This window comes from Streptomyces hesseae (assembly GCF_031845785.1).
Classification (GTDB): Bacteria; Actinomycetota; Actinomycetes; order Streptomycetales; family Streptomycetaceae; genus Streptomyces; species Streptomyces hesseae.
In genome coordinates this window covers 41,262-67,545 of the sequence record NZ_JAVRFI010000033.1, presented here as the reverse complement: position 1 = coordinate 67,545, position 26,284 = coordinate 41,262, and the positions used below count along the sequence as shown (strand labels likewise).

The following is a 26,284-nucleotide window of genomic DNA, read 5'->3' as shown; positions in this document are numbered from 1 at the left end:
CGTGGATTCCGCTGCCGTCCCCCTCGGGGGTCCGGGGGCGGAGCCCCCGGCTGTAGGAGGGGGTGGCCCCCTCATCACCATCCGCACTCTGATCGCCACCGCCCTCGAACTCCCCCCGAACACCATCCGCGACGACGACCTCCTCCTCTCCGACCTCCACGTGAACTCCCTCCGTCTCGCCCAGATCGCCGCCGACGCCGCCCGCGCGCTCGGGCGGGAGGCGCCCGTCGACACCGGGGCGCTCGTCACGGCCAGCGTGGCCGGGCTCGCCGCGCACATCGCCGCGTTGCCGGCGTCGCGGGGCGAGGACGACGCGCCCGTCGAAGGCGTCGCCCCCTGGGTGCGGGCCTTCACCCACCGCCTCGTCCCCCGCACCGGGCCCGCCGTGTCCGGTCAAGCGACCACCCACACCTGGACACGCCACCTCCCCGACGACCACCCCCTCGCCGACGCCATCCATGCCGCCTTCCCCACCAGGGACGACGCGGACGCCGCCCCCGCCACCGTCGTCGCCCTCCCACCCGACCCCCCCCCCGAGGAGTGCGTGGCCGCCCTCCACGCCGCCGCGGCGGCCGACGGCCCCGTGCTCGTCCTCCACCACCGCGCCGTCGGCGACGTCGTCGCCCGCTCGGTCGCCGCCGAACGCCCCGGCAAGCCCTGCCTCGTCGTGGACGCGCCACCCCACCCCGATGGCATACAGCAGGCGGCCGCCGAGGCCGCGGACCGCGGCATCGCCGGCTACGCCGAGATCGTCCTCGACGACACCGGACGCCCCCACGCCCCCGTCACCGAACTCCGGCCCCTGCCACCGCCCGACGCCGCCGCGATACCCCTCGGGCCCGGCGACGTCTGTCTGGTGACCGGCGGGGCCAAGGGCATCGGCGCCGAGTCGGCGCTGGCCCTCGCCCGGGCCACCGGGGTACGCCTCGTCCTGCTGGGACGCAGCGCACCCGGCGAGGACGTCGAAGTCGGCACATGGCTACGGCGGTTCGCCGACGAGAAAGTGACCGCGCTGTACTTCACGGCCGACGTCACCGACCCCGCCGCCGTACGCCGCCGCGTCGCCGAGGCCGAGGCGCGCCTCGGTCCCGTCACGGCCGTCCTGCACTGCGCCGGGCGCAACGAACCCGGGCGGCTGGAGACCGTCACCCCCGAGCGGCTGCGCGCCGCCTGCGCGCCCAAGAGCGCCGGGCTGGACGCGGTCCTCGCCGCCGTGGACACCGGGCGGCTGCGGCTGCTCGTGGCCTACGGCTCGGTGATCGCCCGGATCGGGCTGCCGGGGGAGGCCGACTACGCCCTGGCCAACGACCTGATGCGGCGCCGCGTCGAGGAACTCGGCGAGGCCCTGCCGGACTGCCGCTGCCTGACCGTCGAATGGTCGCAGTGGGAGGGCGCGGGCATGGCCCAGCGGCTCGGGGCCGTCGAGACGCTGCGCCGCCAGGGCGTCGCCCCGATCCCCGTGGCCGACGGCACGAGGATCCTGTTGTCACTGCTCGCCACCCCGGACCTGCCGCCGTCGGTGCTGGTCGCCGGGCGGCTGCCCCGCGCCGGGACCCTGCGGTACGCCGACGAGTCGCTGCCGCTGCTGCGGTTCCTGGAACGGCCGCTGGTGCACCAGCCGGGCGTGGAGGTGGTGGCCGACGCCCGCGTGGGCCTGGGCAACGACCCGTACCTGGCCGACCACGCCCTCGACGGTGTACCCCTGCTGCCGGCCGTCGTGGGGCTGGAGGCCATGGCCCAGGCGGCGGCCGCCGTCACCGGGCACGACGCCGTCCGCACCGTCTCCGAGGCCGCCTTCGAACGTCCGGTCACCGTCCCGCCGGACGGCTCCCGCACCGTACGCGTCGCAGCGCTCCGCCACGACGACGGCACGGTGGTCGCGGTGGTGCGCAGCGACGAGACGGGCTTCTCGGCCGATCACTTCCGCGCGGTGTACCGCATGGGCGACGCGGCGGCCGGTCCGCCGATGGTCCCCGGTCACACAGACCCCACGCGCTCGCCCCACTACGGCGAACTGTTCTTCCACGGCCCGCGCTTCCGCCGCCTGGTGCGCTACCGGCGGCTCAGCGGCCGCCGCTGCGTGGCCGAGGTGGCGGCGGGCGGCGCGGGGGAGTGGTTCAGCGGCTTCCACAGCCCCCGGCTGCTGCTGGGGGACGCGGCGCTGCGCGACGCGTACGTGCATGTGCTCCAGGGCTGTGTGCCGCACCGGCGCGTGCTGCCGGTGGGCGTGGACGCCGTCCGGTGCCACGGCCCGGCACCCGTGGAAGGCGCCGTGGTGGTGCACGCGCACGAGACGGCGCACGACGCCGACGGCTACCGCTACGACCTGCGCGTGGAGGACGCCGCCGGGGCGGTCCTGGAGACGTGGCACGGCCTGCGGCTGAAGGACGTCGGGCCGCTGCCCCGGCCCGCGCCTTGGCCCGCCGAACTCCTCGGCCCGTACCTCACCCGCAGCCTGGACCGCCTGCTGCCGGAGGCCCACGTGGACCTCGCGGCAGGGGACGGCCCGCTCACCGTCGCGGACGGCTTCCGCCACGCCGCCCACCTGGGCGACCGGGCCCTGGTCGCCGTCGCCGGCCGGCCCGTGGCCGTGGACTGGGCGCCCGTGCCCGACGCGCTCCCCGAGCGCTGGCGGGACCTACTGGGCCCCCGCGCGGCCGCCGTGGCCGACGAGGTGGACCGGGCGACGGGCGGGGAGCCGGGCCACGGCTACGCCCGCCTGCTGACGTGCCGTCAGACACTGCTCGCGCTCGGCGCCCGCCCGGACGCCCCGCTGCGCGTGGAACGCGTCGCCGCCGACGGCTGGGTGCTGCTGCGCGCCGGCGACCTGGCCGTCGCCACCGTCGTCGTCCGCGTCGCCGGACTGCCCTCCCCGGTCGCGGTGGCGGTCGGCAGCGCGCCGCCCGTCCACGTACCGAGGTCCGTACGGGAACGCGTCGCCGGGGGCCGCGCATGACACCCGCGCGGCGCACCTACGTCCACCGCCACCACGTGCCGTTCGAGGAGACCAACCTCGCCGGGAACGTCTACTTCGCCCACTACGTGCGCTGGCAGGGCCACTGCCGCGAGCGCTTCCTGGCCGAGCACGCGCCGGGCACGGTCGCGGCCTTCGCCGACGGCCTCACGCTCGTCACGGTCTCCTGCGACATGGAGTACCTGCGCGAATGCCGGGCGCTGGACGAGATCGACGTCCACATGTCGCTGCGCCACCTCGCCGGCAACCGCATCGAGATGGCCTTCGACTACGTACGCGCCGGCAGCCCGCCGGAACTGGTGGCCCGCGGCCACCAGACCGTCGCCTGCATGCGCCGCACCGGCGACGGCGGCGGCGTCATGGAGCCCGAGCCGGTACCGGAGGAACTGCTCGCCGCCCTCCAGCCCTTCAGCACCTGACCGAGGGCACCTGACCGAGGGGGACACACCATGGCACGAACCCACGCGGCCGTCACAGCGGCCACGGACCGGCGCACCACCGCCTGCGCGGTCGCGGGCGTCGCGGCGGGCCTCCTGCTCGCCGTCGTCTGGTCGGCGCGGCTCGTCGACGGACTGGGAGTGGACGCGGCCGACAGCCTCCTGGGCCGGGACTCCCTCAAGGACGACATCCCCGGCGCCGGGGCGGGCGCCGTCTTCGCCTTCGTCGTGGGCCTGGCGGGCACGTTCACCGCCTGCAACGTGGCCGCGTTCGGCGCCTTCGCCCCCATGGCCGGCACCGGCGACACCCGAGGCGGCCGCCTCGCCGTAGCCCTGCGGCCGCTCGCCCGGGTCACCGCCTCGGCGGTCGCCGTCGCGGCGGCGTACGGCGGGATCTGCGCCGCGATCGGCCCGGACGTGCCACAGCTGTCGCAGGCCACCGGCGACGGCGGCATACCGCCGCGCGCCCTCCAAGCCCTGATCGTCTTCACGGTGATCGGCCTGGTCATGGTCTGGCTCGGGTTCTCCGCCCTCGGCGTGACCCCAGACCCCCTCGCCCGCCGCGCCCACGACCCCGAACGCCTGCGGCTCCTCCTGATCGGCGCCCTCATCGGCGGCTTCGTCATCGGCCGCCCCTACCCGCTCTTCCGCAAGGCCTTCGCCTACGCCGCCGACACCCACAACGCCCTCTACGGCGCCCTGCTGTTCGCCCTGATCGCGCTCGGCAACGTGCTGATCGTGGCCGTCCTCTTCCTCGCTCTCACCCTGACCGGCCACGGCCGCGTCCCCCACTGGCTCAACGCCACCCCCACCCGCGCCGCCCGCTTCACGGGCACGGCCCTGCTCCTGTTCGGCACCTTCACCGTCGTCTACTGGGGCATCCGCCTGCCGGCCCGCTACGACTGGTGGTGGTTCCCGACGATGCCTTGGAACGGCAGCTGAGGCAGCTGACAGGACAGCAGGCTGATCCCCGCCCGGGTCTCCGTCACGCCCGTCAGCTCCAGACCGGCCACGGAGACCAGGGCGCGGAAGTCGTCGAGGTCGCGCTCGCGGCCGCCGTAGACCAGGAGCATGAGGAGGTCCAGTTCCAGCAGCGGGCCGGCGGCGCCGTCGCGGAGGTGCTCGGCGATCAGGACGCGGCCGTCGGGGGGCAGGGCCTCCGCGCAGCGGCGCAGCACGGCCGCCGCGTGCTCGTCCGGCCAGTCGTGGATCACGTTCACCAGCAGGATCACATCGGCGCCCATCGGGAGCGCGTCGAAGAAGCTCCCCGATGTGAAGGCGCAGCGGCGTCCCTCGGCGGTGTCGCCCCAGGCGGCGCGGGCCGCCGTCACGGCCGGGGCGCGGTCCAGGAGGGTGCCCCGTAAACGGGGGTGGGTGCGCAGGACTTCCGCGAGGACGGTGCCCGTGCCGCCGCCCGCGTCGAGGACGTGGCGGGCCGTCGACCAGTCGTAGCCGGCGGCCACCGCCGGGGCGAGCGCGGCGGCGCGGGCCGCCATCGCCGTGTCGAAGGAGGCCGTCAGCGCGGGATCCGCCGCCAGGTCCTCCCAGACGGGCCGCCCGTAGACCCGCTCGTAGACGGGCCGGCCGGTGCGCAGCGCCTCCAGGATGTGGACGCAGGCGCGGTCGCCGCGCCCGACGGCGCCGTCGAGGTCCAGCCAGGGGCCCATGCTGATGGGGCGGCCGCCGGACTCCAGTAGCCGGGAGAGGGCGGTGGGGCCGAAGACGCCGGGCTTGGGCTCGGTGAAGACGCCGCGGGCCGTGAGCAGCCGCAGGACCCGGCACAGGGCGTCCGGTACGACGCCGGTGCGCCGGGCCAGCTCGCCGGCCCCGAGCTCGCCGTCGGCGAGCAGGTCGGGGACGCCGAGGGTCGCCACGGCTCGCAGGGCCCATGGGGTCATCGTGTCCTTCAATGACAGGAGCCGCGCGAAGTCATCGTTCATGGCCGCAGCGCGTACAGGGCGTTGAACGGGCTCGCCGTCGGGATCCGCTCCACGCGCCCGAATCCCGCCGCGTCCGCGAGCCGGTGGAGTTCCGCCGGTGGCAGGCCCAGGGTGCCCAGGCCGGGGGCGCCGTCGGCCAGCGCGGTGGGCAGGCAGTACAGGGTGCTGGTGGCGTAGAGGACGGCGGCCTGGGGGCCGGTGTTGTCGGCCGGGTCGTCCGCCGACAGCGACTCCAGGACTAGCAGGACGCCGTGCTCCGGGTCGAGTGCCGACCTCACCGTCCGCAGCAACTCCTCCGGCTCCGCCGCGTCGTGCAGCACGTCGAACATCGTGACCAGCGTCAGCGGCCCCGCGCCCGCCAGCGCCGTCGTCGCGTCCGTCGTCTCGATCGTCACCCGCTCCGCCACGCCCGCCTCGCGGGCCGCCTCGCTCGCCCGGCGCGCGTTCGGTTCGTGGAGGTCGTAGCCGATGAAGCGGCTGCTTCCGAACCGCCCCGCCAGCCTGACCAGCGCCAGACCGCCGCCGCAGCCGATGTCCACCACCGTCCCGCCCTTCTCCAGCGCGGGCGCCAGCCCGGGGACGGCCGGGATCCACCGGTCGGTGAGCTCACTCTCCAGCCACGTCGCGCTCATCCGCTCCATCGCGGCGAAAAGCCGTTCCGAGTACGAGGAACGGTCCACGCCCTTGCCCGTGCGGAAGTCCTCGGCGACGTCCTCCACGGCGGCGGCCAGCGGGGGCAGCAGCTCGAAGCCGGGGGCGAGATGGACGGGCGAGTCCTCGAAGGCCAGGACGGCGGCGTGTGCCGGGGGCAGGGCGAAGCGGTCGTCGGCGCGGTCGTGGTCGAGGTAGCCGGCGCTGGCCAGGCCGCGCAGCCACTCCAGCAGATGGCGCTCCGACAGGCCGGTGCGCCCGGCGAGTTCGGCCGCCGTGGCCGGCCCGCCCGTGCCCAGTGCCGTGAACAGCCCCAGCCGTACGCCCAGCGCGACCAGCACCCCGGACATGGCCGCGCCGAGGTCGCCGACGACCCGGCCCAGGAAGTCCTGGACGGCCAGTGGGTCCAGGCCCGCCGGTACGTTCTCCGGTTGGCCGGCGCCCATCGACCAGCCGTGCGGTCCCGCCGGCGGCCCCTGCGGGAGGAACAGTGCTCGGGCGCGGTCCGCCGCCGCCGTCCAGTAGCCGGTGAGGAGTTTGCGCTCGGTCACCGGGTCGGCGATGTCGAGGTTCTCCCAGCCGAAGTGGCACACCTGGAGCAGCGAGGACGTCAGGCCCGCCGGCTCGATCCACAGCCGGCCGCCGAGCGCCGCCGTCCACGCGGGCCGGCGCAGCTCGAACTCCAGGTAGGGAAGGTAGGAGGGGAACTCCTGGGCGGCGTCCACCGCCCGGGTCACCCGCATCCGGACGGTCCCGCTGGCGTCCCCCATGATCAGGCCGAGTTCGCCGCCGGGTTCGAGGACGCCGGTGGAGCGCTGGAGCCAGTGCTGGACGCCCGCCGGGGAGGTGAGCTCCTGCCAGGCCCGGTAGGCGGGCACGGGCAGGGGGATCTGGACGTACGGGCCGACCCGGCGCCACGGCCAGCGCCAGCTGGTGCCGGTCCGCAGATGGGCCGCGAGCTGGTCGAGGATGCCGGGCCAGCCCATGCCGTTCCAGGACCGCCAGTCGGAGGGCGGGTTGTCGGCCTCCTCGACGACGGTGACCGTGCAGCCACTGGCATCGGTCGGCGCGACCGTCCAGGTCACCGCCGTGGCCGGGCCCACGCCCACCCAGCGCCACAGCAGGCGCAGCGAGCCCGCCCGCCGCGCCCGTGGCGGGACGGCGCTCAGGGTGCGGCACCAGAAGAACTCGCCGTCCTCGAAGTCCAGCGTCGACTCCCGCCCCGCGACCGCCCACGGCCCCCGGCAGACCGCCAGCCAGCGCGCCACCCGGTCCGGGTCGGTGAGCGCGACCCACACCGCCTCCGGCGGCTCTGGCAGGTCGACGGTGCTGACCAGCCGTTCCCACCGGTCCTGGGCGACGGGCCGGGCGCTGCCGCCCAGCGGCGGGAAGGCGGCGGACTCGCGGGCGAGGCCGCGCGGGCGGGGGTCGTCGGGCGTCATGGGCACCTTCCTCGTACGGGGACGGGTGTACCGTGCCTACTTGCCGAACTCCTTGTACTCGGGCCCGAAGCGCTCCCAGGGCAGGTAGCCGCCCATGGTGAAGCGCAGGCTGGTGACGTACGCGACCGGCGAGTCGTCCATCCGCTCGATGTCGTGCAGCGGCAGCATCCGGTAGATCTGCCCCTTGCCGGGCGAGCCGGCGGGCGGGATCTGGCGGACGTCGTCGATCGTGAGGATGATCGGTTCCTTGTTGGCCAGCCGCAGGCCCAGTTTGGGCATGTCGAAGATGGCGCCGACGGCCATGCGGCACGCCTTGGCGGACGGTCCCTCACCCGCGTACGGGTCGAAGGGGGTGCGGATCTGGCCGGTCGACAGACAGTCCGGGTTGAGGGTGACCGTGATGTGGCCGAGCTCCTCGCAGGAGCCCTCCATCTTCATCTCGATGAGGTTGGTGTACACCTCGGCCTTCGACCACTCCTCGGACGTCGGCTGCGAGCGCACCACGCGGACGAAGCCGTCGAAGGGCACCGTGTACTCGCCGACGCCCGGGACGGCGAAGGTGTCTACGGAGGTGATGCCGAGGTTGTCGATGCCGGGAACCGGCGGGGTCCAGGGTTTCACGCTGGTGCCGGAGTACAGATTGCGCACACCGTCCGTGGTGACCGGGCGGCCATAGACCACGGACGGCCGCTGCGTCGGAGCGGACATCTCTCCCCTTTCAGGGCGGTGGATTGCGGAGCGCGCGTGGCGCGTCAGGGCAGGGGCTGCCGTACGGTCCAGTCGCAGCAGGTCAGGCCGGGCTCGTCGGGGACGCCGTCCTGGTCGGAGTCGATCTCGCCGTCGACGGTGGAGTACACGTCGCGGGAGTTGAGGTCGATGACGCCGTCGCCGTCCCAGTCGTTGAGCTTGCCCTTGAACGTGCCGAGGATGAAGGCGTTGGTCATCGGGCCGACCTCGGGGTCGTGGAGCGTGGACAGCACGCCGTTGCCCGGGGTGAGCACCTCCTCCAGCGGCCTGCCCGCGATCCGGCCGAGGTTGACGTGCCCCCAGCCCTGGAAGCGGCCGCGGACGTAGCGGATCGCGTACTCGTCGTGGACCCGGAAGCGGGGCTCCAGGTGCCAGGTGCCGTAGCGGGCGAAGCCGATGTTCGCCTGGCGCACACCCTGGGACGGGTCGTCGGCGCGGCCGGACTTGAAGAACGGCCGGGGCACCAGCGACTCGAAGAAGAAGTTGCCGCGGTCACGGCGGCTGCGGTCGGTGAAGCCGCGGAAGAGGTAGTTGTCGACGTGCGGGGACCCGTCGGTGTGGAGGCCGGCGATGGTCTTGGCGATGACGAGCTGCCTCTCGCGGGTGGCGACGTTGGGGCAGGCGTGGGCCTGGCCGTAGACGCGCGCGAGGCCCTGGGGCGCCAGGGAGATCTTGCCCCAGTGCTGGTTGGAGTCGTCCAGCCGGACGTACAGATCGCAGTGGATCAGCAGGAAGATCGTCTCGTCGAAGGTACGGCCCGGCGTGTGGCGGGCCTCGCGGCCGTCGAAGGCCGGGTCGCCGGTCTGGAGTTCACTGATGAACAGCCTCGACCACTCCGCGATCTCGGGGTCGGGGTCCTTGAGGAACGTCTGGAGCGTCGCCACGGCCCGCGCGCCGCCCAGCTTCTCCACGGCCCACAGCGCGTCCCAGCGCACCTGGCGGTCGGTGTCGTCGCGGACGGCCTGGGCCAGCAGGTCGATGGCGTCCGCGTGGTCGCGGTCCGCGTACTCGAACAGGGCCTGTTCGCGCATCGCCGGGTCGGGGTGGTTCAGCGCCTGCTCGCGCAGCTCGGCGTTGCTGCGGTTGTCCAGCCGGATCGCCACACGGTCCAGCGCGTAGCCGAAGTCGCTCGCCCAGGCGGCCGGGTCGCCGGCGACGAAGCGCGGGTCGACGTTGCTGAGCGTCGTGCGGTAGGCGAAGTTGAGCGCGTCGCGCTGCTCGGTGCCGAGGTCCTCCAGGAGGACCGGGTCCTCGGGGCCCGCCTTCGCCCAGGAGCCGGGGTCGCCCTCGGCCAGTGCGGCCGGGGACTTGTTGCACAAGTCGATAGCCATGTGTGAGCTTCCTTCCGACAGGGCCGGTCGGGACCGGCAGAGGGAGAACTCGCTATCGGTAAGTTATGCGACCCCGGGCCGCTTGCCTTCTCTCAAGTTGGGCTGTTGCACCACTCGTTCGAACCCTCTGGCGGGAAGGTGCGGTCGTCGCCCGGCCCGGTGAGGACGACGGCGCCGGCCGCCCGCGCCCCCGCCGGCCAGCGCAGCAGCCGCAGCAGCGCGGCCATGCCGGGCGCCAGCGGCACGGGCGCCATGCCCATCCGGCGGGCCTGCGCCACGGCGCCCATCTCGTGCGCCTGGCCCGCCCCGCTCCACAGCGACCACTCGGCCACCACCGTCGCGCAGCGGGGCAGGGCCGCCGCCCGGCGCAGCGCCTCCCGCCGCAGCAGCTCGTTGGCCAGCCCGTAGCCCCCCAGCTGCCGGTGCGCCACCCGCGCGGTCACCGAGCCGAAGACGACCAGGTGCCGCAGCGCGCCGGGGCCGAGGGCGTCGAGCACGGTGCCGAGCCCCTCGGCCTTGGGGGCGGCGAGCGCGTCCAGGTCCCGGGCCCGGGTGAGGGCGACCGGCCCGCCGTCGACGACACCCGCGCAGTGCACCACGGCCCGTACGGGCAGGGGCACCCGGCCCAGCGCCCGGGCGACCGCCCGGTGGTCGGTGACGTCGACGGTCAGCACGTCGGCGCCGGGCGGGGCGTCGCACAGTCTGCGCAGCAGCGCGGCCGGGCGGCGCGGCAACTCCCCGGGGGCGGTGGTGTCGAGGAGTACGGGACGGTAGCCCCGGACCGCCGACAGCACGGCGGCCGCCCGCAGGCCCAGGCCGCCCAGGCCGCCGGTGACCAGCGCGGCGCCGCCGGGCAGGGCCGGGCCGTCCGGCGGCACCGGGAGCTCGGGCAGCGAGGCGGCGCGCCAGCCGGTACGGGTGACGGTGCCGTCCCCGGCCACCTGGAGCTCGGCACCGGGGGCGGCGTCACGCACGAGGCGGGCGACATGGGTGAGGAAGCCGGGACCGGCGTCCCGTACGGGCAGTTCGAGGGCGGCGACCCGCAGCCCCGGTGACTCCACCCCCGGTGACTCCACCCCCGCCGACTCCAGCGCCGCCGAGCGCAGCAGGCTCCCGCCCCCGGCACCCCGGTGCAGCAGCACCAGCCGCCGCCCGCCGCCCGCGCCGAGGCGGGCGCGGGCGATCCCCTCCAGCAGCAGGGCGCTGTCGCCGGACCGGTGCGCGGTGCCGAGGACGACGGCGACGGCGGGCTCGGCGTCCCGGCGGGACGCGTGCCGCAGGGCGACGGCGAGCGGGTCCCGGGGGTCGCCGGTCACGTCCCAGCGGAAGGCGGCGGCCGGTGCGGGCCCACCGCCGCCCGCGTGGACACCGCCGCCCACGTGGACGGGAACCGGCCGGAACGCCCGTACGGCCCGGGCGTCCCCCGTGGTCGGCGCACCTGAGCTGTCCATGGTCGGTCCTCCTCGTCCGCGGCCGGTCCTCCTCGTCCGCGCGCGGGCCGGCCGGGGATCGTGCCCGCCCGGTGCGCCCGGTCCGGCACCGCCCGGCGTCAGTACGTGTTGAGCGCGGTCAGCAGGGTCGGGATGGCCTCGCCCTGGAAGTCGACGTCCACGTCGAACTCGTTGATCATTCCCTCCAGCACCAGCAGTGACATCAGCGGGAAGACGAAGGCCGGGGCCGCCGCGATCCCGGAGCGCCGCTGGAGGTCGAACAGCCGGGTGGCGAAGGGCGCCAGCCGGAACTGCCCGGCCGTCCGCCCGGTCGTCTCCGCCACCAGCTCCTCGATCCCGGACCGGAAGCCGGGCAGATCGCAGCCCGGCGGGATGTGCTCGGCGCTGCGCAGCACCACGCCGGCGCACTCCGGGCCCCGCCCCAGGGACATGTTCATGAAGAACTCCGCGAACAGCCGGCGCACGGCGGGCTCCAGCTGTACGACGAAGCCCGCGTCCAGCAGGACCACCACGCCGTCGGGGTTGAGATACAGGTTCCCCGGGTGCATGTCGCAGTGCACGAGCCCGTCGATGAACAGCATCCGGTACACGCCCTGGAGGACGTTCCGGACGATCCGCCGGCGCTGCTCGCGGTCGAGCCGGCCGGCCTGGAAGCGGTCGAGCGGCTCGATCAGGTCCATCACCAGCGCCCCCGGCCCGGACGCCTCCGGGATCGGCGCGGGCAGCCGGAAGTACGGCAGCCGGGAGAGATTGGCGCGCAGCGCCGCCAGCGAACGAGCCTCCCGCTCCAGGTCCAGCTGGCCGAGGACCGCGCCCCCGACCTCCTCCACGATCCGCCGCGCGGGCACCTTGCGCAGCGGCGGCAGCCGCTCCATCAGCCGGGCCCCGGCGCGCAGCAGCGCGAAGTCCGTGTGCATCCGGTGCTGGATGCCGGGTCTGCGGACCTTCACGGCCACACCGCGCCCGTCGGCCAGCTCGGCGCGGTAGACGCAGGCGATGCTGCCGCTGGCGGCGGGCGTCCAGTCGAAGGAGGCGAACGGCCAGGCCCGGGGGGCGCCGTACGCCCGGCCGAGGGCCTCCGCCGTCTGCGCCCGGGTCATCGGCGGTACCCGGTCGTGCAGCCGGCCCAGCGACCGGCAGATCCTGGGCGGCAGCAGATCGTGACGGGTGCTGAGCAGCTGCCCGCCCTTGACGAACGTGGGCCCGAGCCCCGACAGCAGCCGCGCCGCCCTCCCGCCGATCACCTCCGGCAGCGCGCCCGGCCCCGCGCGCACGGCGTCGAGGGTGCCCCCGGCGGCGTGCCGGGTGGTGACGGCGGCGACGGTCGCGAGCCGGCCGGCGAGCGCGGCGTGGCTGATCTCCATGGCCTCCTCCTGGCGTTCGCACGTGAGCTGAACTTGCCTGGGGACGCGCCGAGTTGGAGCGTTGACACCGAACAGAGGCTACATAATATGGGAGCGATCCCTCCGGCGGTAGCACGGTATCGGGCGGCAGCGCGGTATCGGCGGGACACGGTATCGGCGAGAGGAGGAAGAGGTGTCGGACGCGGTACGGGTCACCGCCCGCCTCCCCGCGCCACCGGCGCGGGTGTGGCCGGCGCTGACCGAACCGGCCCGGGTGGCGCGATGGTTCGGCGATCTCGCGGGCCCGCTGACCGTGGGCGAGGACAATCGCCTCGACTTCGACGACGGCGACTTCTTCACCCTGCGGCCCACCGCCCTCGTCCCCGGCCGCACGGTCGAGTTCGTCTGGCGCTTCCTGGGCGTGGGCAAGCGGCAGCGCGTCGTCTGGACCCTGGAGGCGGCCGGACCCGGCGCCGCCCTGCTCACCGTCGCCGACCACGACGACACCCGCACACCCGCCGAGGCGGGACAGCTCCACGAGGGCTGGACGGACTTCCTCGCTCGCCTCGCCCGTCACTTGCACACCGGCCGCGGCGCCCGCTACGTCCTGCGCGACGACATCGACGGCGCGGTCGACCTCCCGGCCGGCCCGTACCGGCCCCTGGCCTACCCCACGCTGCTGGACTGGCTCCCCGTCGCCGAGGACGGCTTCCGTCCGGCATGGTTCTTCGTCGTCGACGACGAGGGACCGCGGAGATTCGCGCTGCGGGAGTGGGAGCTGCGCGAGGACGAGGAGCTGACCTTCACCGTCGCGATCCCGGAGACCGCCGGGACCCCGGCGGCCAGGGTGAGCCTCGCCCCCGCCGGAGCGGGCCTGCGGCTGTCCTTCGCCCACCACGGCTGGACGGCCCTCGGCCTCCCGGACGGCCGGGCCCAGGAACTGCGCCGCCGCTTCACGGCCACCTGGGTCGCCTCCCTGGCGGCCGCCCGCGACCGGGCCCGCGCCGCGACCGGGCCGGGCTGACGTGCGCGCCGCCACCGCGCCCCCGGCGCCCGCCCCGGCCGTCCGCCCGTCGCCCTCGGCGGAACAACTCGCCTCCGTCGAGCGGGCGATCCGCCGGATGCGCGACCACCTGGGCGAGACCCAGTGCCTGACCGACCACGCCGAGGCGGGCCTGTTCAGCCCGTTCCACTTCCACCGCGTCTTCCGCGGCGTCACGGCCGTCACCCCGGCGCGCTTCCTGGCCGCGCTGCGGATGGCGGAGGCGCAACGGATGATGATCCGGGGCAGCCCCAGGGTGACGGACGTGTGCACGGCCGTCGGCTACGCCAGCCTCGGCACGTTCACCACCCAGTTCACCCGCCTCGTAGGGATGTCCCCGAGCCGCTTCAAGGCGCTCGTCGACCGGCACGGCGACCGGGGCATCGGCGAGGTCGTGGACGCGAGCGGGCTGACCGGACCCAACGGCCCCACCGGCCCCGGCCGCGCGGCGGAGATCACCGGCCGGGCCACCGGCACGGCGCCCGCCGACGCCGTGCTCTTCACCGGCCTCTTCCCGCACGGCGTCCCCCAGGACCTCCCCGTGGCCTGCGCGGTGACCGCCGCCACGGCCACGGTCCGGCTGCGCCCGCCCGCCGACGCGGACCACCACGTCCTGGCCGTCTGCTTCGACCGCGCCACGCGCGTGGCCGACGCGCTCGACGACCCGGCGGGCGCCCACCGCTCGGTCGCGACGACCCGAGCCCCCACCCACGGCTCATTCCGCCTCCGCCTGCGCACTCCCGCCCTGAGCGACCCACCCATCGTCCTGGCCCTCCCCCTCCTCCTCGCCCGCGACGCGACGAACCGCGCGACGGACACCGCGCTCGCGGCGAAACCCGGATGATGGGGGCGCCCCGTAAGGGGCGCGGGGAACCGCGCGAACGGCCACGGGCGACCCGCAGCCGACCGACGACCTGCCGTACCGCGCCCCGCGACCGACCCCGGCTGAACTCCCCATGACGGCACGGCGATCACCCGTCGACCAGATCGAATCGTGGGCTCCGGGCCCTTCCCCGCGCTCCGCCGTGGCTCCATGATGTGTGCGCCCGGCGGCTCATTCGCCGGGCGCAACTCGTCCGCCGCGTCGCCCGGAGGGAGACGGCACTCATGCCACGGCACCTTCGCACCCGTTACCTTCGCCCCCGTTTAAGACGATCCCTGGTGACGGCCGTGGTCACGGCCCTCTGCGCGGCGGCCGTCCCCCTGCTCGCCGCCTCCCCGGGCGCCGCCGCCGGTGCCGCGTCCTACTGGACCAGGACCTGGGGCACGGCCATGGGCACCGCCGGCCCCGCCTCCCGCACCGGTGTGGCCGGGCGGCAGACGCTCCGCATGGTCGTCCACACCAGCATCGCCGGGTCCGCCGCCCGGATCCAGCTCGTGAACACCTTCAGCCGTGAGCCCGTGACCATCGGGCACGCCACCCTCGCCCGCCAGGACCGGGGAGCCGGCGCGGCCGCCGCCCCCGTGACCCTCACCTTCGGCGGGGGTAGGCAGAGCACCGTCATCGGGCCGGGCGGGAGCGTCCTCAGCGACCCCGCCGCCTTCCGCGTCAAGGCCGACGAGAACCTCCTGGTCAGCGTGTACCTGCCGCAGGCCGTCCGCACCGCGCCCTTCCACGCGTACACCCTGACGACCTCCTACGCGTCCGCCCCCGGCGACGCGGCGGACCACACCGGTGACACCGGGGGCGGCGGGTTTCCCACCGGGTTCCCCTTCTGGGCGTTCCTCGGCGGCGTCGACGTCCGCGCGCCGCACAGCGGCGGGACCGTGGTCCTCCTCGGCGACTCGCAGACCGACGGCGGGCACACCACCCCCGACACCGACCGGCGCCTGCCCGACGACTATGCGCGCGCCCTCCAGGCCCGGCCCCGGCCCATGGGCGTCGTCAACGCCGGGATCTCCGCCAACCACCTGCTCCGCGGCACCGAGCCCGCCGAGTCGGGACAGAGCGCGCTGCTCCGCTTCGACCGCGACGTCCTGGCCCAGCCGAACGTGCGGTCCGTCGTCCTCTTCGAGGGCGTCAACGACATCATCTTCGCCGACGCGGGCGGCACCGAACTCATCGCCGGGATACGGCGGCTCGCCACCCGCGCCCACGCCGCCGGACTGACCTTCGCCGCCGCCACGATCCCGCCCTTCCGGGGCTACGAGAACGCCTGGACCCCCGCCAGGGAACAGGTCCGGCAGCAGGTCAACGCCTACCTCCGCACCACCCGCGACATCGACTCCGCCGTGGACTTCGACGAGGCGTCACGCGATCCCCTGGACACCACACGGCTCTTCGCCGCGTACTACAACCGGGGCGGCGACCGCCTCCACTTCGGCGACAACGGCAGCCAGGCCCTCTCTGACGCCCTGCTCCCCGCGCCCGTGCCCCCGCGCGTCACCCTCGACTTCACCCAGACCACGGCGGCGGACGTCACCGGCGACGGCATCCCCGACGTCATCGCCGCCGACCGGAGGAACGACCTGTACCTCTGGCCGGGCAACACCGACGTCGACGACGCCCGGCACGGCGACGGCACCTTCGCCGCCCGGCCCCGGCGGCTCACCGGGGGATGGGAGTTCACCCAGACCGTCGCGGCCGACTTCACGGGCGACGGGAGGACCGACCTGATCGCCAAGGACGCCTCGGACACCCTCCACCTCTGGACCGGCAACGGGGACGGCACGTTCAGCCGCCCCCGGACTCTCACCGGCGGCTGGCACTTCACCCAGACCACGGCGGCGGACGTCACCGGCGACGGCATCCCCGACCTCGTCGCCGTCGACAGCGGCGGGACGCTCCTCGTCTGGCCCGGCGAGGGGAACGGCACGTTCGGCCGCCCCCGGACGCTCATGGACGGCTGGCACGCCACCCGGATCCGCGCCGGCGACTTCACGGGGGACGGCCGGACCGACCTCGTCGCCGTCGACGGGCACGGCGTGCTCCTGCTCTGGGCCGGCCGGGGCGACGGCACCTTCGCCCGCCCCCGCAGGATCGCCGACGGCCACCGCCTCTCGGAGATCACCCCGATCCCCTTCCGTACCGGCGGCCTCGCCCACCTCATGGCCCGCGACGACCGGACGGGCGTCCTCAAGGAATGGCTCAACACCGGGAACGCCGCGCTCAGCCGCCCGCTCCGGCTCACCGGCACCTGGTGACGGAGGACCGGCGGATCAGTCGTCCTTCCCCGTGGCGTGCCGCATGTTCTCGTCGGACTGCCGGATCCGCTCCGGGGTCCAGTGCTCCTCGACCTCCGCCGGGTTTCCGGTGGAGTCGTGCACCACGGCCGTCTCGGGGCGGGACGGCGGCCCGGGGGCCGCGTCCCGGTCGCCGGGCCACAGGGCGGCGGTGACGGCCAGACCGAGCGCCACCGCGCCCGCCGCCAGGAGCGCCTTCTTCGCCTTCCGGGACACCATCGGGATCACCAGCTTCCTGCGCGGTGTGCGCCTGCCGCCAAGGTAGCGAAAGGTCCCAACCGTACGCACAGTTCCGGCCAATGCTGTCCGAACCCGTCCTTCCCCTCCTCCCACCTGCTCTACTCGCACGCGTCTTCGTGCTTCGAGCACACGACGTAAAGGGGGAACGGGGTGAAGACGCGATTCATGGCGGCCGTCGCCGGAGCGCTGACGCTCGGACTGAGCGTCCCGGCGGGCGCGGCCCAGGCCGATGAAACCGCGAAGCCGATGGACGCCGACACGGCGGCCACAGCGGTACAGCACAGCGCGACGGGGGACCCCTCGCAGGCTCCTTCGCGGGTGGCCGCCCACTGGACACCCGAACGGATCAGAGAGGCCCGGCCGGTGACCGGGCCGGCACCGGGCGGACGTCCGGCGGCACCGCAGACGCATCGGCTCCCGGCCCGTACGGGCCAGGGGTCGGCGCCCGTGGCGGGCGTCGCCAAGGAAGCCGGGGAGGCGGCGAAGGCGGCGGACGCGGCGAGAACGCTCGCCGACGTCTCCCGGTCCGAGGTGTGGACCGCCCACGGCAGCATGCCGGCCACCACCGTCGGCAAGCTCTACTTCGACACGCCCAAGGGCGGGAGCCAGTGCACGGCTTCCGTCATCAACTCGCCCAACAAGAGCCTGATATGGACGGCCGGGCACTGCGCCAGCGACGGCAACGGCCACTGGTACAGCAACTTCCGGTTCGTCCCGGACTACCACAACGGCCGGGAGCCGCTCGGCTCGTGGACGTGGAAGTCGGTGACCACCCCGAAGGGCTACCTCAACGGGGGGAACAAGGACTACGACCTCGCCGTGATCACCCTCTGGCCGCAGAACGGCCGCAAGGTGGCCGACGTGACCGGTTCCCAGGGGTACAGATTCAACTCCGGCTACACCTGGCACGCCCATGAGTTCGGCTACCCGTTCGACACCCACCCGGCCCGCTCCGGCATCACCGGTCAGGACCTGCGCTACTGCACGGGCACGACCTGGCGGCCGGGCATCTGGCCGTTCCAGCCCGGCCAGGAGGCCATCCACTGCGACCAGGGCCACGGGGCCAGCGGCGGCCCCTGGCTGGACGACCTCCAGCTCTCGCGCGGCTGGGGCTATCTGATCGGCAACGTCAGCTACCACGGCAGCGACAGCTCCGACGAGGAGCGCAGCCCGCATCTGGGCGACGCGGCCGTGAAGGCCTACGACGCGGAGAAGAACCGCTAGGGACGCACGTCGCCCCCGGCCCGGCGGCTGCCGGACCGGGGGCGAGGTGTACCCCGGAAACGTAAATACGTCAGGCGGGGATCAGCACTCGATGACGTTGACGGCGAGGCCGCCGCGCGCCGTCTCCTTGTACTTGACCTTCATGTCGGCGCCCGTCTCCTTCATGGTCTTGATGACCTTGTCGAGGGAGACGTGGTGGCGGCCGTCGCCGCGCAGCGCCATCCGGGCGGCGGTGACGGCCTTGGCCGCGGCCATGCCGTTGCGCTCGATGCAGGGGATCTGGACCAGACCGCCGACCGGGTCGCAGGTCAGGCCCAGGTTGTGCTCCATGCCGATCTCGGCGGCGTTCTCGACCTGCTCCGGGGTGCCGCCCAGGACCTCGGCGAGGCCGCCGGAGGCCATGGAGCAGGCGGAGCCGACCTCGCCCTGGCAGCCGACCTCGGCGCCGGAGATCGAGGCGTTCTCCTTGAAGAGCATGCCGATGGCGCCGGCGGCGAGGAGGAAGCGGACGATGCCCTCCTCGTCCGCGCCCGGCACGAAGTTCATGTAGTAGTGGAGAACGGCCGGGATGATGCCCGCGGCGCCGTTGGTCGGGGCGGTGACGACCCGGCCGCCGGCCGCGTTCTCCTCGTTGACGGCCATGGCGTAGACCGTGATCCACTCCATGGCGCGGGCCTGGGCGTCGCCCTCGGCGCGCAGCTGGCGGGCGGTGCTGGCGGCACGGCGGCGGACCTTGAGGCCGCCGGGGAGGATGCCCTCGCGGGACATGCCGCGCGTCACGCACGCCTGCATCACGCGCCAGATCTCCAGGAGGCCCTCGCGGATCTCCTCCTCCGTGCGCCAGGCCTTCTCGTTCTCCATCATCATCGCGGAGATCGACAGGCCGGACTCGCGGGACATCCGCAGCAGCTCGTCACCGGTGCGGAAGGGGTACTTCAGGACGGTGTCGTCGAGGACGATCCGGTCCGCGCCGACGGCGTCCTCGTCGACGACGAAGCCGCCGCCGACCGAGTAGTAGGTCTTCTCCAGCAGCGGGGCGCCGGCCTCGTCGTAGGCGAAGAGGGTCATGCCGTTGGCGTGGTACGGCAGGGAGCGGCGGCGGTGGAGGATCAGCTGGGTCGACTCGTCGAAGTCGATCTCGTGGGCCGAGCCGATCTCGGCGCCGAGGAGCTTGAGCCGCTTGGTGGTGCGGATGCGCTCCACCTCGTCGTCGGCGATCTCGACGTCGACGGAGCGGGGGGAGTGGCCCTCCAGGCCGAGCAGGACGGCCTTGGGGGTGCCGTGGCCGTGGCCGGTGGCGCCGAGGGAGCCGTAGAGCTCCGCCCGTACCGAGGTGGTCTGGGCGAGCAGACCGTCCTTCTTCAGGCGCCCCACGAACATCCGGGCGGCGCGCATCGGGCCGACCGTGTGGGAGCTGGACGGGCCTATGCCGATCGAGAAGAGATCGAATACGGAGATGGCCACGGTGGCAGCTCCTCTATGAGTCGGGGGGTGGAACAGGGTGGTACAGGGTGGAGCGGGGTGGTGCCGGGTGGTGCGACAGGAAACGGAATGCCGCATTCACCTATCAGTGTGCGGGATGCGGGCGGCTTTCCCGCGGTGGCGCGGGTCACGCCGGGGCGCCGGGCCCTCGCGGTACGGGGCACCGGCCCGCTCCTCGAGCGTGCCCGGTGCCCCGTACCGGCCGGTTAATCCCGTGCTTCGGTGCTACTTCAGCCCGGGGTACAGCGGGTGCTTGTCCGCGAGCGCCGTGACGCGGCCGCGCAGGGCCTCCGCGTCGAAGCCCGGCTTGAGGGCCTCGGCGATGATGTCCGCAACCTCGCGGAAGTCCTCGGCCGTAAAGCCGCGGGTGGCCAGGGCCGGGGTGCCGATCCGCAGGCCCGAGGTGATCATCGGGGGGCGCGGGTCGTTCGGGATGGCGTTGCGGTTGACCGTGATGCCGACCTCGTGGAGGCGGTCCTCGGCCTGCTGGCCGTCCAGCTCGCTGTTGCGCAGGTCCACCAGGACCAGGTGGACGTCCGTGCCGCCGGAGAGGACGGAGACGCCCACCTCCTTGACGTCGTCCCGCATCAGGCGGTCGGCGAGGATCTTGGCGCCCTCGAGCGTGCGCTGCTGGCGCTCCTTGAACTCCTCCGTGGCCGCGACCTTGAAGGAGACGGCCTTGGCCGCGATCACGTGCTCCAGCGGGCCGCCCTGCTGACCGGGGAAGACCGCGGAGTTGATCTTCTTGGCGAGCTCGGCCGTGGAGAGGATCACACCACCGCGCGGACCGCCCAGGGTCTTGTGGGTGGTGGTGGTGACCACGTGGGCGTGCGGCACCGGGGAGGGGTGGAGCCCGGCGGCGACCAGGCCCGCGAAGTGGGCCATGTCGACCATCAGGTACGCGCCGACCTCGTCCGCGATCCGGCGGAAGGCGGCGAAGTCCAGCTGGCGCGGGTAGGCGGACCAGCCGGCGACGATCAGCTTGGGGCGGTGCTCCTTGGCGAGGCGCTCGACCTCCTCCATGTCCACCAGGTTGGTCTGCTCGTCGACGTGGTAGGCGACCACGTTGTAGAGCTTCCCGGAGAAGTTGATCTTCATCCCGTGGGTGAGGTGCCCGCCGTGGGCCAGGTTCAGGCCCAGGATGGTGTCGCCCGGGTTGAGCAGGGCGAACATCGCCGCGGCGTTGGCCTGCGCGCCGGAGTGCGGCTGCACATTGGCGTGCTCGGCGCCGAAGAGCGCCTTGATGCGGTCGATGGCGATCTGCTCGACGACGTCGACGTGCTCGCAGCCGCCGTAGTAGCGGCGGCCCGGGTAGCCCTCGGCGTACTTGTTGGTCAGGACCGAGCCCTGGGCCTCCATGACCGCGACCGGAGCGAAGTTCTCCGAGGCGATCATCTCGAGGGTGGACTGCTGGCGGTGGAGTTCGGCGTCGACGGCGGCGGCGACGTCCGGGTCGAGCTCATGGAGGGAGCTGTTGAGAAGCGACATGAGTTCTTCCTGCGCGGGAGGGAGCGGGCGGGGTCAGCCTGCGGCGAAGGCCGTGTACTCGTCGGCCGACATCAGGTCGGCCGGCTCGTCCGTGATCTTCACCTTGAACAGCCAGCCGCCCTCGAAGGGGGCGGAGTTCACCAGCGCCGGGTCGTCCACGACGTCCTGGTTGGCCGCGACGATCTCGCCCGTGACGGGGGCGAAGAGGTCGCTGACCGACTTGGTCGACTCCAGCTCACCACAGGACTCGCCCGCGGTGATGGTGTCGCCGACGGCCGGGAGCTGGGCGAAGACGACATCGCCGAGCGCGTTGGCCGCGAACTCGGTGATCCCGACCGTCGCCACACCATTGGCGTCGGCGGCCGACAGCCACTCGTGCTCCTTGGAGTAACGCAGCTGCTGGGGGTTGCTCATGGCTAGATTCTCCTGTACGCGCGTGGGTGCTTGTGCAAGGGGTCTTGACAGGTGAGATGAGGGGGGATCGGTGAGGGTTCAGCGTTCCCGCTTGTAGAAGGGGAGTGCGACGACCTCGTACGGCTCCTGGCTGCCGCGAATGTCCACACATACCCCTTCCGTACCCGGCGTGGCGTGCGCCGCGTCGACGTAGGCGATCGCGATCGGCTTGCCGAGGGTGGGGGAGGGGGCGCCGGAGGTCACCTCGCCGACGACCGCGCCGCCGACCGTGACGGCGTAGCCGGCCCGCGGCACCCGGCGGCCGGTCGCGATCAGGCCGACCAGCTTGCGCGGCGGAGCCGTCTCGGCGTGCTCGGCGGCGGCCGTCAGCGCCTCGCGGCCCACGAAATCGCCGGCCTTGTCGAACTTCACGACCCGGCCCAGCCCGGCGTCGAACGGCGTGGTGTCCGTGGTCAGCTCGTGCCCGTAGAGCGGCATGCCCGCCTCCAGGCGCAGGGTGTCCCGGCAGGAGAGCCCGCACGGCACCAGCCCGGCGTCCGCGCCCGCCTCGGTCAGGGACTGCCACAGCTTCTCGGCGTCGGCGGGGGCGACGAACAGTTCGAAGCCGTCCTCGCCGGTGTAGCCGGTACGGGCGATCAGCGCGGGGACGCCCGCGACGGTGCCCGGCAGGCCCGCGTAGTACTTCAGGCCGTCCAGGTCCGCGTCGGTGACGGACTTCAGGATGGCGGGGGAGGCGGGGCCCTGGACCGCGATCAGCGCGTAGTTCTCGCGGTCGTCCCGGACGGTCGTCTCGAAGCCCGCCGCGCGCTCGGTGATCGCGTCGAGGACCACCTGGGCGTTGGAGGCGTTGGCGACGACCATGTACTCCTGCTCGCCCAGGCGGTAGACGATCAGGTCGTCGAGGATGCCGCCGTCCTCGCGGCAGATCATCGTGTAACGGGCCCGGCCGACGGCCAGCGCGGAGATGTTGCCCACCAGGGCGTGGTCCAGGGCCTGCCCGGCCTGGGCGCCCGTGAGGGTGATCTCGCCCATGTGCGACAGGTCGAAGAGGCCCGCGCGGGTGCGCACGGCGATGTGCTCGTCGCGCTCGCTGCCGTAGCGCAGGGGCATGTCCCAGCCGGCGAAGTCGGTCATGGTCGCGCCGAGCGCGCGGTGCAGCGCGTCCAGGGCGGTACGGCGGGGGGCTTCGGTCATGATCGGGCTCCCGGGCAGGTGGGTCGCGGAGGAATGCCTGAATAGGCGGCCTCCCCATCTGTCATCGGAACCTGAGAGGTTCACCGAGAGCCTCGCCTGTCATCAAAGGCACCCGGCTTGCACCTTGGGTGGGACCGCGCGGCCGCGGTCCGCTTTTCAGATCTGCCTCACCCGCGCGGTACGGGGCCTGAGAGATTCAAGGGAGGAACTTGCTCCTTCGGCGCCCGGGGCACATGGCACCCGGGACTCTCCCGCGCGGATTCGAGCGGCCAATATGCGATTACTTGCAGTTGAGTCGAGCTTGGCGCGCACATCATTGCACGTACGGGCGTGCGACGGACCGCCCGCCGCCCCTCAAATTGGATTACCTTTTCTTTACATCGCGTGGGGAGTCCGTGGGGAGGGGGCGGTCGTACGACCAGTCGGGAGGGGGCGATCACCGTGCGTACGGGGGAGACGCGCGAGGTGCGCGACGCTCGCGAGGCGGTGGGTGTGCGCGATCTGCGCGGGGGCGGGGACGGGGCGGCGGTCACGGAGCTCCGCTATCCGGCGGGCGACCTGCTCGTCGTCTCCGGACTGCCCGGCGGCGGCAAGTCCACGCTGATGCGGCGCGTCGTGCCCGCCGCCGTCCACCGCGTGGACTCCCAGGACGTGCGCGAGCGCTTCGAACGCCGGTCGCTGCCGCTTCCGTACGCCGTGTACCGGCCCTTCGTCCGCCTCGCGCACTACGCCGCGCTGCGGCGGGCGCTGCGCTCGGGTGACAGCGTCGTCGTGCACGACTGCGGGCAGTGGAGCTGGGTGCGCCGCTGGCTCGCGCGCGACGCGCGGCGGCGGGGCGGGGGGCTGCACCTGGTGGTCCTGGCGGTCGACCCGCCCACCGCGCTGGCCGGCCAGCGCGCCCGCGGCCGCGGCGTCTCCGTCCGCTCCTTCGCCCGCCACCGCCGCGCGACGTCCCGCCTCGTCGCCGCCCTCACGGCGGGCGACCACCCGGCAGGCACGACCTCGGCCGTCCTCCTCGACCGCGAGGCGGCGGACGCGCTGCGGGCCATCCACTTCGGCTGAGGCGGGCCCGGCCCCGCCGGGCTCCCCGGCGGGAGGGGATCCCCAGCCCCGCCCTTTCCCCGTTTCCCGGGGGCAAGCCCCCGGCCCCCCGAAGGCCCGAGGGCTCCGCCCCGGGCCCCACACCGCACCCACCAGGCTCCCGGCCCGGTTCCCGAGCACCCAAGGGCTCCGCCCCAAGCCTCGCCCCGCACCCAGCTCCTGTCCCCGCGCCCAGCTTTCGGCCCCCAGTTCCCCGGGCCCGGCTCCGGCCTTGGGCCCGGCCCCGGCTCCGACTCCGGGCCCGGCTCCGCCCCCGGGCCTGACCCCGACCCCGGGCCTGACCCCGACCCCGGGCCTGACCCCGACCCCGGGCCTGACCCCGGGCCCCGGCCCCTGGCCCCGGCCTCGGCCACGGCCCAGGGCCAGGCCCCCGCCCAGGCCCGCGGCTCCGGCCCCTGGCCCGGCCGCCCGCCCCTGCCTTGGGCAGGGCGGACCCCCGCCGGGCACGGCGAACCCTCCCCGGGCCGGGGCGGAGCCCCTCGCCCGGGCGGGGGGCGGGGGCTTGCCCCCGGTTTCGGGAAGGCACCCCTCCCGCCGCCGCGGCGAGCGGCCACCGCCGACGCACCCGGCGGTGCCGGACAACCCCGCCCGTGGGGGCGCCCCACCACCTCGAAGCCCAGGCGCAGCCGTTAAGGTGCCGGGATGCGTCCGACGAACGGGGTGGGAGACGATGACCTGGCCGGCCAATGAGCTCGAAGCGGTACTCGCCGCTTCCGTCGGCGTGCCGGACGCCGGCGCGCGGATCGTCGAGGCGCTCGGCCGCAGCAGCGTGTGGGTTCCGCTGCCCAAGGGCGGGGGGCCCGACAGCCCCGACCTCGATCTGCCCGCCCTGGAGCTGAACGGCGCCGCCTACGTGCCCGTGTTCAGCTCCCAGGAGGAGTTCACGGCCGTCGCCGGCGCGGGGATGTCCTTCGCCGTCGCCCCCGCCGTCGAGTTCGCCCGCGGCCTGCCCCCGCAGGTCGGCATCGTCGTCAACCCTGAGGGCACCGTCACCGTGCCCCTGCCGCCGCCCGCCGTCGCCGGGTTGTGCCGGGCCGGGCGCACGGCCCTGGACGGCGACGCCACCGGCGGCCGCGTACGGCTGTACGAGCCGGACTGGCAGGAGGAGCCGACCGCGTTCCTGGCCGCCGCCGGGCTGGAGTTCGCGGCAACCGGGGCCGTCCGGACCGCCCGTCGTGCCATGGCCGTCGTCGAGGGCGGTGATCCCGCGCTGTTCGTCGGCGTCGAGCTGGGGCTCCCCGACCCGGGGAGCCGCTCCGCCGCCCTGGACGCCCTGGGCCGCGCGCTGGGCCGGGTGCCCGTGCCCTGGCCCGTGCAGCTCGTCTTCCTGGACGTCGCCCAGGACGACCCCGTGGGCGACTGGATACGGACCCGGATACGACCGTTCTACGACCGTGACCTGTGACAGCTCTCATGCCCGCCCCCGCGGGCTCGTAAGCTGGTAGCAGCAGACGGCCAAGAGAAGAGGCGGACCCAGGTGAGCGCGGGCGCGGAGAGCGGCGTGGAGCAGGTGCTGCGCCAGGTGGCGCCCGGCCGGTACGACACGTACGAGCAGCTGCTGCGGTCCCTCGCCGAGGGCCGGGTGTGGATGCTGCTGTGGCACGGTCAGGCCGGCTCGCCCGACGCCCAGTACGGGAACATGGAGGTCGACGGCCTCGGCTACGCCCCCTGTGTGACCTCCGCCCAGGAGCTCGCCGCCAGCGGCTGGAACCGCGCCCACGAGGTCGTCGCCGGCCGGGCCGCCGCCGCCTCCCTCTACCCCGACCGCTGGGGCCTGTGGCTCAACCCCCACGCCCCCGGCGGCGGCGTCGGCATCCCCTGGCTCGACCTGCGCCGGATCGTCGCCGGCCTGGACCGGCTGCCCGCCGGCCCGCTCCAGCTGAGCGAACCGGCGCTGGACATCCCGCAGTTCTACGCCCTGCTCGGGCAGAACGCCCACCGCACCCCCGTGGTCCGCGCGCTGCGCCGGGCCTGGGTGCGGCCCGCCCTGGGCACGCCGTACCTGGCCATCGGGCTCGATCTGTACGACACCTCGCCCGCCGCCGTGGAGGCCGTGCGGCTGATGATGCAGCAGTCGATCGCCGCGGTGCCCGACGGCCTGCCGGTGTCGACGGTGTCGATGGCGGACGAGTACGACCCCGTCGCGATGTGGATGCGGGCCAACAGCCGGCCGTTCTTCGCCCGCGAGGGCTACGGGGCCGGCGCCGCGCCGGCCGCGCCCGCCCCGGGCTACGGCTACCCCCCGCAGCAGCAGGGCTGGCAGGCCGGGGCGTACTGACCCCCGCTCAGGGCCCCGCCGCGTCCGTATTACGGAACCTCCCTTCGCACATCACGTTTGCGCATCCTTTGCGGGTGGGGGCTGGCGGGTGATCGCGGGAGCGATGAAGACTCCCGCCCAACAAGGACTTCGTTCCTGCGTACGACCTGTTCCGCCGTACGACCGCTCTGTGCGCACGTCCCGTACCACCCGCACTTCCGGTGCCTTCCGCACCGTCGTACTCCGGGTATCACCGCACGTCCCGCACTGCCGGCACCACTCGCACTGCCAGCACCTTTCGCACCTCCGCACCTCCCGCACCACTGCACTTCGCGTATCACCG

General features: G+C 74.2%; 21 protein-coding genes and 1 riboswitch. Of the genes, 10 read left to right on the top strand and 11 right to left on the bottom strand.

Translation table 11 applies throughout. From position 1 onward, the window contains the following. The 3 genes from RM609_RS31775 to RM609_RS31765 form a co-directional block, all read left to right on the top strand. A partial coding sequence (locus RM609_RS31775; protein ID WP_311615668.1) for an SDR family oxidoreductase occupies positions 1 to 2,956 on the top strand: 2,956 nt, incomplete at its 5' end. Beyond that, positions 2,953 to 3,393 (top strand): acyl-CoA thioesterase, encoded by a 441-nt coding sequence (locus RM609_RS31770; RefSeq protein WP_311615666.1) that lies wholly within the window; start codon positions 2,953 to 2,955, stop codon positions 3,391 to 3,393. The genes RM609_RS31775 and RM609_RS31770, both read left to right, overlap by 4 nt. Before the next feature lie 30 nt (positions 3,394 to 3,423). Beyond that, positions 3,424 to 4,353: a hypothetical protein gene (locus tag RM609_RS31765; RefSeq protein ID WP_311615664.1), complete on the top strand. Its 930-nt coding sequence runs from the start codon at positions 3,424 to 3,426 to the stop codon at positions 4,351 to 4,353. Here RM609_RS31765 and RM609_RS31760 read toward each other — a convergent pair. From RM609_RS31760 to RM609_RS31735, 6 genes are all read right to left on the bottom strand, one after another. After that, positions 4,308 to 5,351 carry a methyltransferase gene (locus RM609_RS31760; RefSeq protein WP_311615662.1) on the bottom strand — a complete coding sequence of 348 codons (1,044 nt, stop codon included), beginning with the start codon at positions 5,349 to 5,351 and terminating at the stop codon, positions 4,308 to 4,310. The two genes, RM609_RS31765 and RM609_RS31760, sit on opposite strands and share 46 nt — an antisense overlap. Next, on the bottom strand, positions 5,348 to 7,444 hold the full coding sequence (locus RM609_RS31755; protein ID WP_311615660.1) for a methyltransferase domain-containing protein: 2,097 nt from the start codon (positions 7,442 to 7,444) through the stop codon (positions 5,348 to 5,350). Before RM609_RS31755 ends, RM609_RS31760 begins: the two co-directional genes overlap by 4 nt. Before the next feature lie 36 nt (positions 7,445 to 7,480). After that, a complete protein-coding gene (locus RM609_RS31750) occupies positions 7,481 to 8,152 on the bottom strand; it encodes a DUF6073 family protein (RefSeq protein ID WP_311615659.1) in 672 nt (223 codons plus the stop codon). A 44-nt stretch (positions 8,153 to 8,196) separates the two neighbouring features. Next, positions 8,197 to 9,522: a HEAT repeat domain-containing protein gene (locus RM609_RS31745; RefSeq protein ID WP_311615657.1), complete on the bottom strand. Its 1,326-nt coding sequence runs from the start codon at positions 9,520 to 9,522 to the stop codon at positions 8,197 to 8,199. 92 nt (positions 9,523 to 9,614) lie between these two features. Beyond that, positions 9,615 to 10,973: a KR domain-containing protein gene (locus RM609_RS31740; RefSeq protein ID WP_311615655.1), complete on the bottom strand. Its 1,359-nt coding sequence runs from the start codon at positions 10,971 to 10,973 to the stop codon at positions 9,615 to 9,617. A 98-nt stretch (positions 10,974 to 11,071) separates the two neighbouring features. Beyond that, positions 11,072 to 12,337, bottom strand: a complete 1,266-nt coding sequence (locus RM609_RS31735) for an ABC1 kinase family protein (protein WP_311615653.1) — start codon at positions 12,335 to 12,337, stop codon at positions 11,072 to 11,074. Positions 12,338 to 12,509: 172 nt separating this feature from the next. Between RM609_RS31735 and RM609_RS31730 the strand changes: the two genes are divergently transcribed. The 3 genes from RM609_RS31730 to RM609_RS31720 all read left to right on the top strand — a co-directional run bounded on the left by RM609_RS31730 (position 12,510) and on the right by RM609_RS31720 (position 16,502). Further along, positions 12,510 to 13,340, top strand: coding sequence for an SRPBCC family protein (locus tag RM609_RS31730; protein WP_311615651.1), 831 nt, complete (start codon positions 12,510 to 12,512; stop codon positions 13,338 to 13,340). A 1-nt stretch (position 13,341) separates the two neighbouring features. Further along, positions 13,342 to 14,202, top strand: coding sequence for a helix-turn-helix domain-containing protein (locus tag RM609_RS31725; RefSeq protein WP_311615649.1), 861 nt, complete (start codon positions 13,342 to 13,344; stop codon positions 14,200 to 14,202). A gap of 317 nt (positions 14,203 to 14,519) precedes the next feature. Next, a complete protein-coding gene (locus tag RM609_RS31720) occupies positions 14,520 to 16,502 on the top strand; it encodes an FG-GAP-like repeat-containing protein (protein ID WP_311615647.1) in 1,983 nt (660 codons plus the stop codon). A gap of 15 nt (positions 16,503 to 16,517) precedes the next feature. Here the strand turns inward: RM609_RS31720 and RM609_RS31715 are convergent, their stop codons facing one another. Continuing rightward, positions 16,518 to 16,760, bottom strand: coding sequence for a hypothetical protein (locus RM609_RS31715; protein ID WP_311615645.1), 243 nt, complete (start codon positions 16,758 to 16,760; stop codon positions 16,518 to 16,520). A gap of 171 nt (positions 16,761 to 16,931) precedes the next feature. On the opposite strand from RM609_RS31715, the gene RM609_RS31710 reads away from it, so the two are divergent. Then, complete coding sequence (locus RM609_RS31710) at positions 16,932 to 18,005, top strand: trypsin-like serine peptidase (protein ID WP_311615643.1); 1,074 nt, start codon at positions 16,932 to 16,934, stop codon at positions 18,003 to 18,005. An 81-nt stretch (positions 18,006 to 18,086) separates the two neighbouring features. Here the strand turns inward: RM609_RS31710 and RM609_RS31705 are convergent, their stop codons facing one another. The 4 genes from RM609_RS31705 to gcvT form a co-directional block, all read right to left on the bottom strand. Beyond that, on the bottom strand, positions 18,087 to 19,469 hold the full coding sequence (locus RM609_RS31705) for an L-serine ammonia-lyase (protein ID WP_311615641.1): 1,383 nt from the start codon (positions 19,467 to 19,469) through the stop codon (positions 18,087 to 18,089). Positions 19,470 to 19,712: 243 nt separating this feature from the next. Continuing rightward, positions 19,713 to 20,975, bottom strand: a complete 1,263-nt coding sequence (glyA, locus tag RM609_RS31700; RefSeq protein ID WP_311615640.1) for a serine hydroxymethyltransferase — start codon at positions 20,973 to 20,975, stop codon at positions 19,713 to 19,715. A gap of 33 nt (positions 20,976 to 21,008) precedes the next feature. Next, on the bottom strand, positions 21,009 to 21,389 hold the full coding sequence (gene gcvH / locus RM609_RS31695) for a glycine cleavage system protein GcvH (protein ID WP_311615638.1): 381 nt from the start codon (positions 21,387 to 21,389) through the stop codon (positions 21,009 to 21,011). 78 nt (positions 21,390 to 21,467) lie between these two features. Continuing rightward, a complete protein-coding gene (gene gcvT, locus RM609_RS31690) occupies positions 21,468 to 22,583 on the bottom strand; it encodes a glycine cleavage system aminomethyltransferase GcvT (RefSeq protein WP_311615636.1) in 1,116 nt (371 codons plus the stop codon). A 166-nt stretch (positions 22,584 to 22,749) separates the two neighbouring features. Beyond that, positions 22,750 to 22,847: riboswitch (glycine riboswitch) on the bottom strand. Between the two features lie 201 nt (positions 22,848 to 23,048). Between gcvT and RM609_RS31685 the strand changes: the two genes are divergently transcribed. The 3 genes from RM609_RS31685 to RM609_RS31675 all read left to right on the top strand — a co-directional run bounded on the left by RM609_RS31685 (position 23,049) and on the right by RM609_RS31675 (position 25,962). Next, positions 23,049 to 23,645 (top strand): AAA family ATPase, encoded by a 597-nt coding sequence (locus RM609_RS31685; RefSeq protein WP_438828587.1) that lies wholly within the window; start codon positions 23,049 to 23,051, stop codon positions 23,643 to 23,645. Between the two features lie 709 nt (positions 23,646 to 24,354). Continuing rightward, complete coding sequence (locus RM609_RS31680; protein WP_311615634.1) at positions 24,355 to 25,089, top strand: enhanced serine sensitivity protein SseB; 735 nt, start codon at positions 24,355 to 24,357, stop codon at positions 25,087 to 25,089. Positions 25,090 to 25,161: 72 nt separating this feature from the next. Further along, on the top strand, positions 25,162 to 25,962 hold the full coding sequence (locus RM609_RS31675) for an enhanced serine sensitivity protein SseB C-terminal domain-containing protein (RefSeq protein WP_438828586.1): 801 nt from the start codon (positions 25,162 to 25,164) through the stop codon (positions 25,960 to 25,962). Positions 25,963 to 26,284: the final 322 nt, after the last annotated feature.

What these genes read in the sequence shown, in the direction of transcription:
- RM609_RS31770 (WP_311615666.1), top strand. Translation starts at nt 2,953, where the DNA reads ATGACACCCGCGCGGCGCACCTACGTCCACCGCCACCACGTGCCGTTC.
- RM609_RS31765 (WP_311615664.1), top strand. Translation starts at nt 3,424, where the DNA reads ATGGCACGAACCCACGCGGCCGTCACAGCGGCCACGGACCGGCGCACC.
- RM609_RS31760 (WP_311615662.1), bottom strand. Translation starts at nt 5,351, where the DNA reads ATGAACGATGACTTCGCGCGGCTCCTGTCATTGAAGGACACGATGACC.
- RM609_RS31755 (WP_311615660.1), bottom strand. Translation starts at nt 7,444, where the DNA reads ATGACGCCCGACGACCCCCGCCCGCGCGGCCTCGCCCGCGAGTCCGCC.
- RM609_RS31750 (WP_311615659.1), bottom strand. Translation starts at nt 8,152, where the DNA reads ATGTCCGCTCCGACGCAGCGGCCGTCCGTGGTCTATGGCCGCCCGGTC.
- RM609_RS31745 (WP_311615657.1), bottom strand. Translation starts at nt 9,522, where the DNA reads ATGGCTATCGACTTGTGCAACAAGTCCCCGGCCGCACTGGCCGAGGGC.
- RM609_RS31740 (WP_311615655.1), bottom strand. Translation starts at nt 10,973, where the DNA reads ATGGACAGCTCAGGTGCGCCGACCACGGGGGACGCCCGGGCCGTACGG.
- RM609_RS31735 (WP_311615653.1), bottom strand. Translation starts at nt 12,337, where the DNA reads ATGGAGATCAGCCACGCCGCGCTCGCCGGCCGGCTCGCGACCGTCGCC.
- RM609_RS31715 (WP_311615645.1), bottom strand. Translation starts at nt 16,760, where the DNA reads ATGGTGTCCCGGAAGGCGAAGAAGGCGCTCCTGGCGGCGGGCGCGGTG.
- glyA (WP_311615640.1), bottom strand. Translation starts at nt 20,975, where the DNA reads ATGTCGCTTCTCAACAGCTCCCTCCATGAGCTCGACCCGGACGTCGCC.
- gcvH (WP_311615638.1), bottom strand. Translation starts at nt 21,389, where the DNA reads ATGAGCAACCCCCAGCAGCTGCGTTACTCCAAGGAGCACGAGTGGCTG.
- gcvT (WP_311615636.1), bottom strand. Translation starts at nt 22,583, where the DNA reads ATGACCGAAGCCCCCCGCCGTACCGCCCTGGACGCGCTGCACCGCGCG.
- RM609_RS31680 (WP_311615634.1), top strand. Translation starts at nt 24,355, where the DNA reads ATGACCTGGCCGGCCAATGAGCTCGAAGCGGTACTCGCCGCTTCCGTC.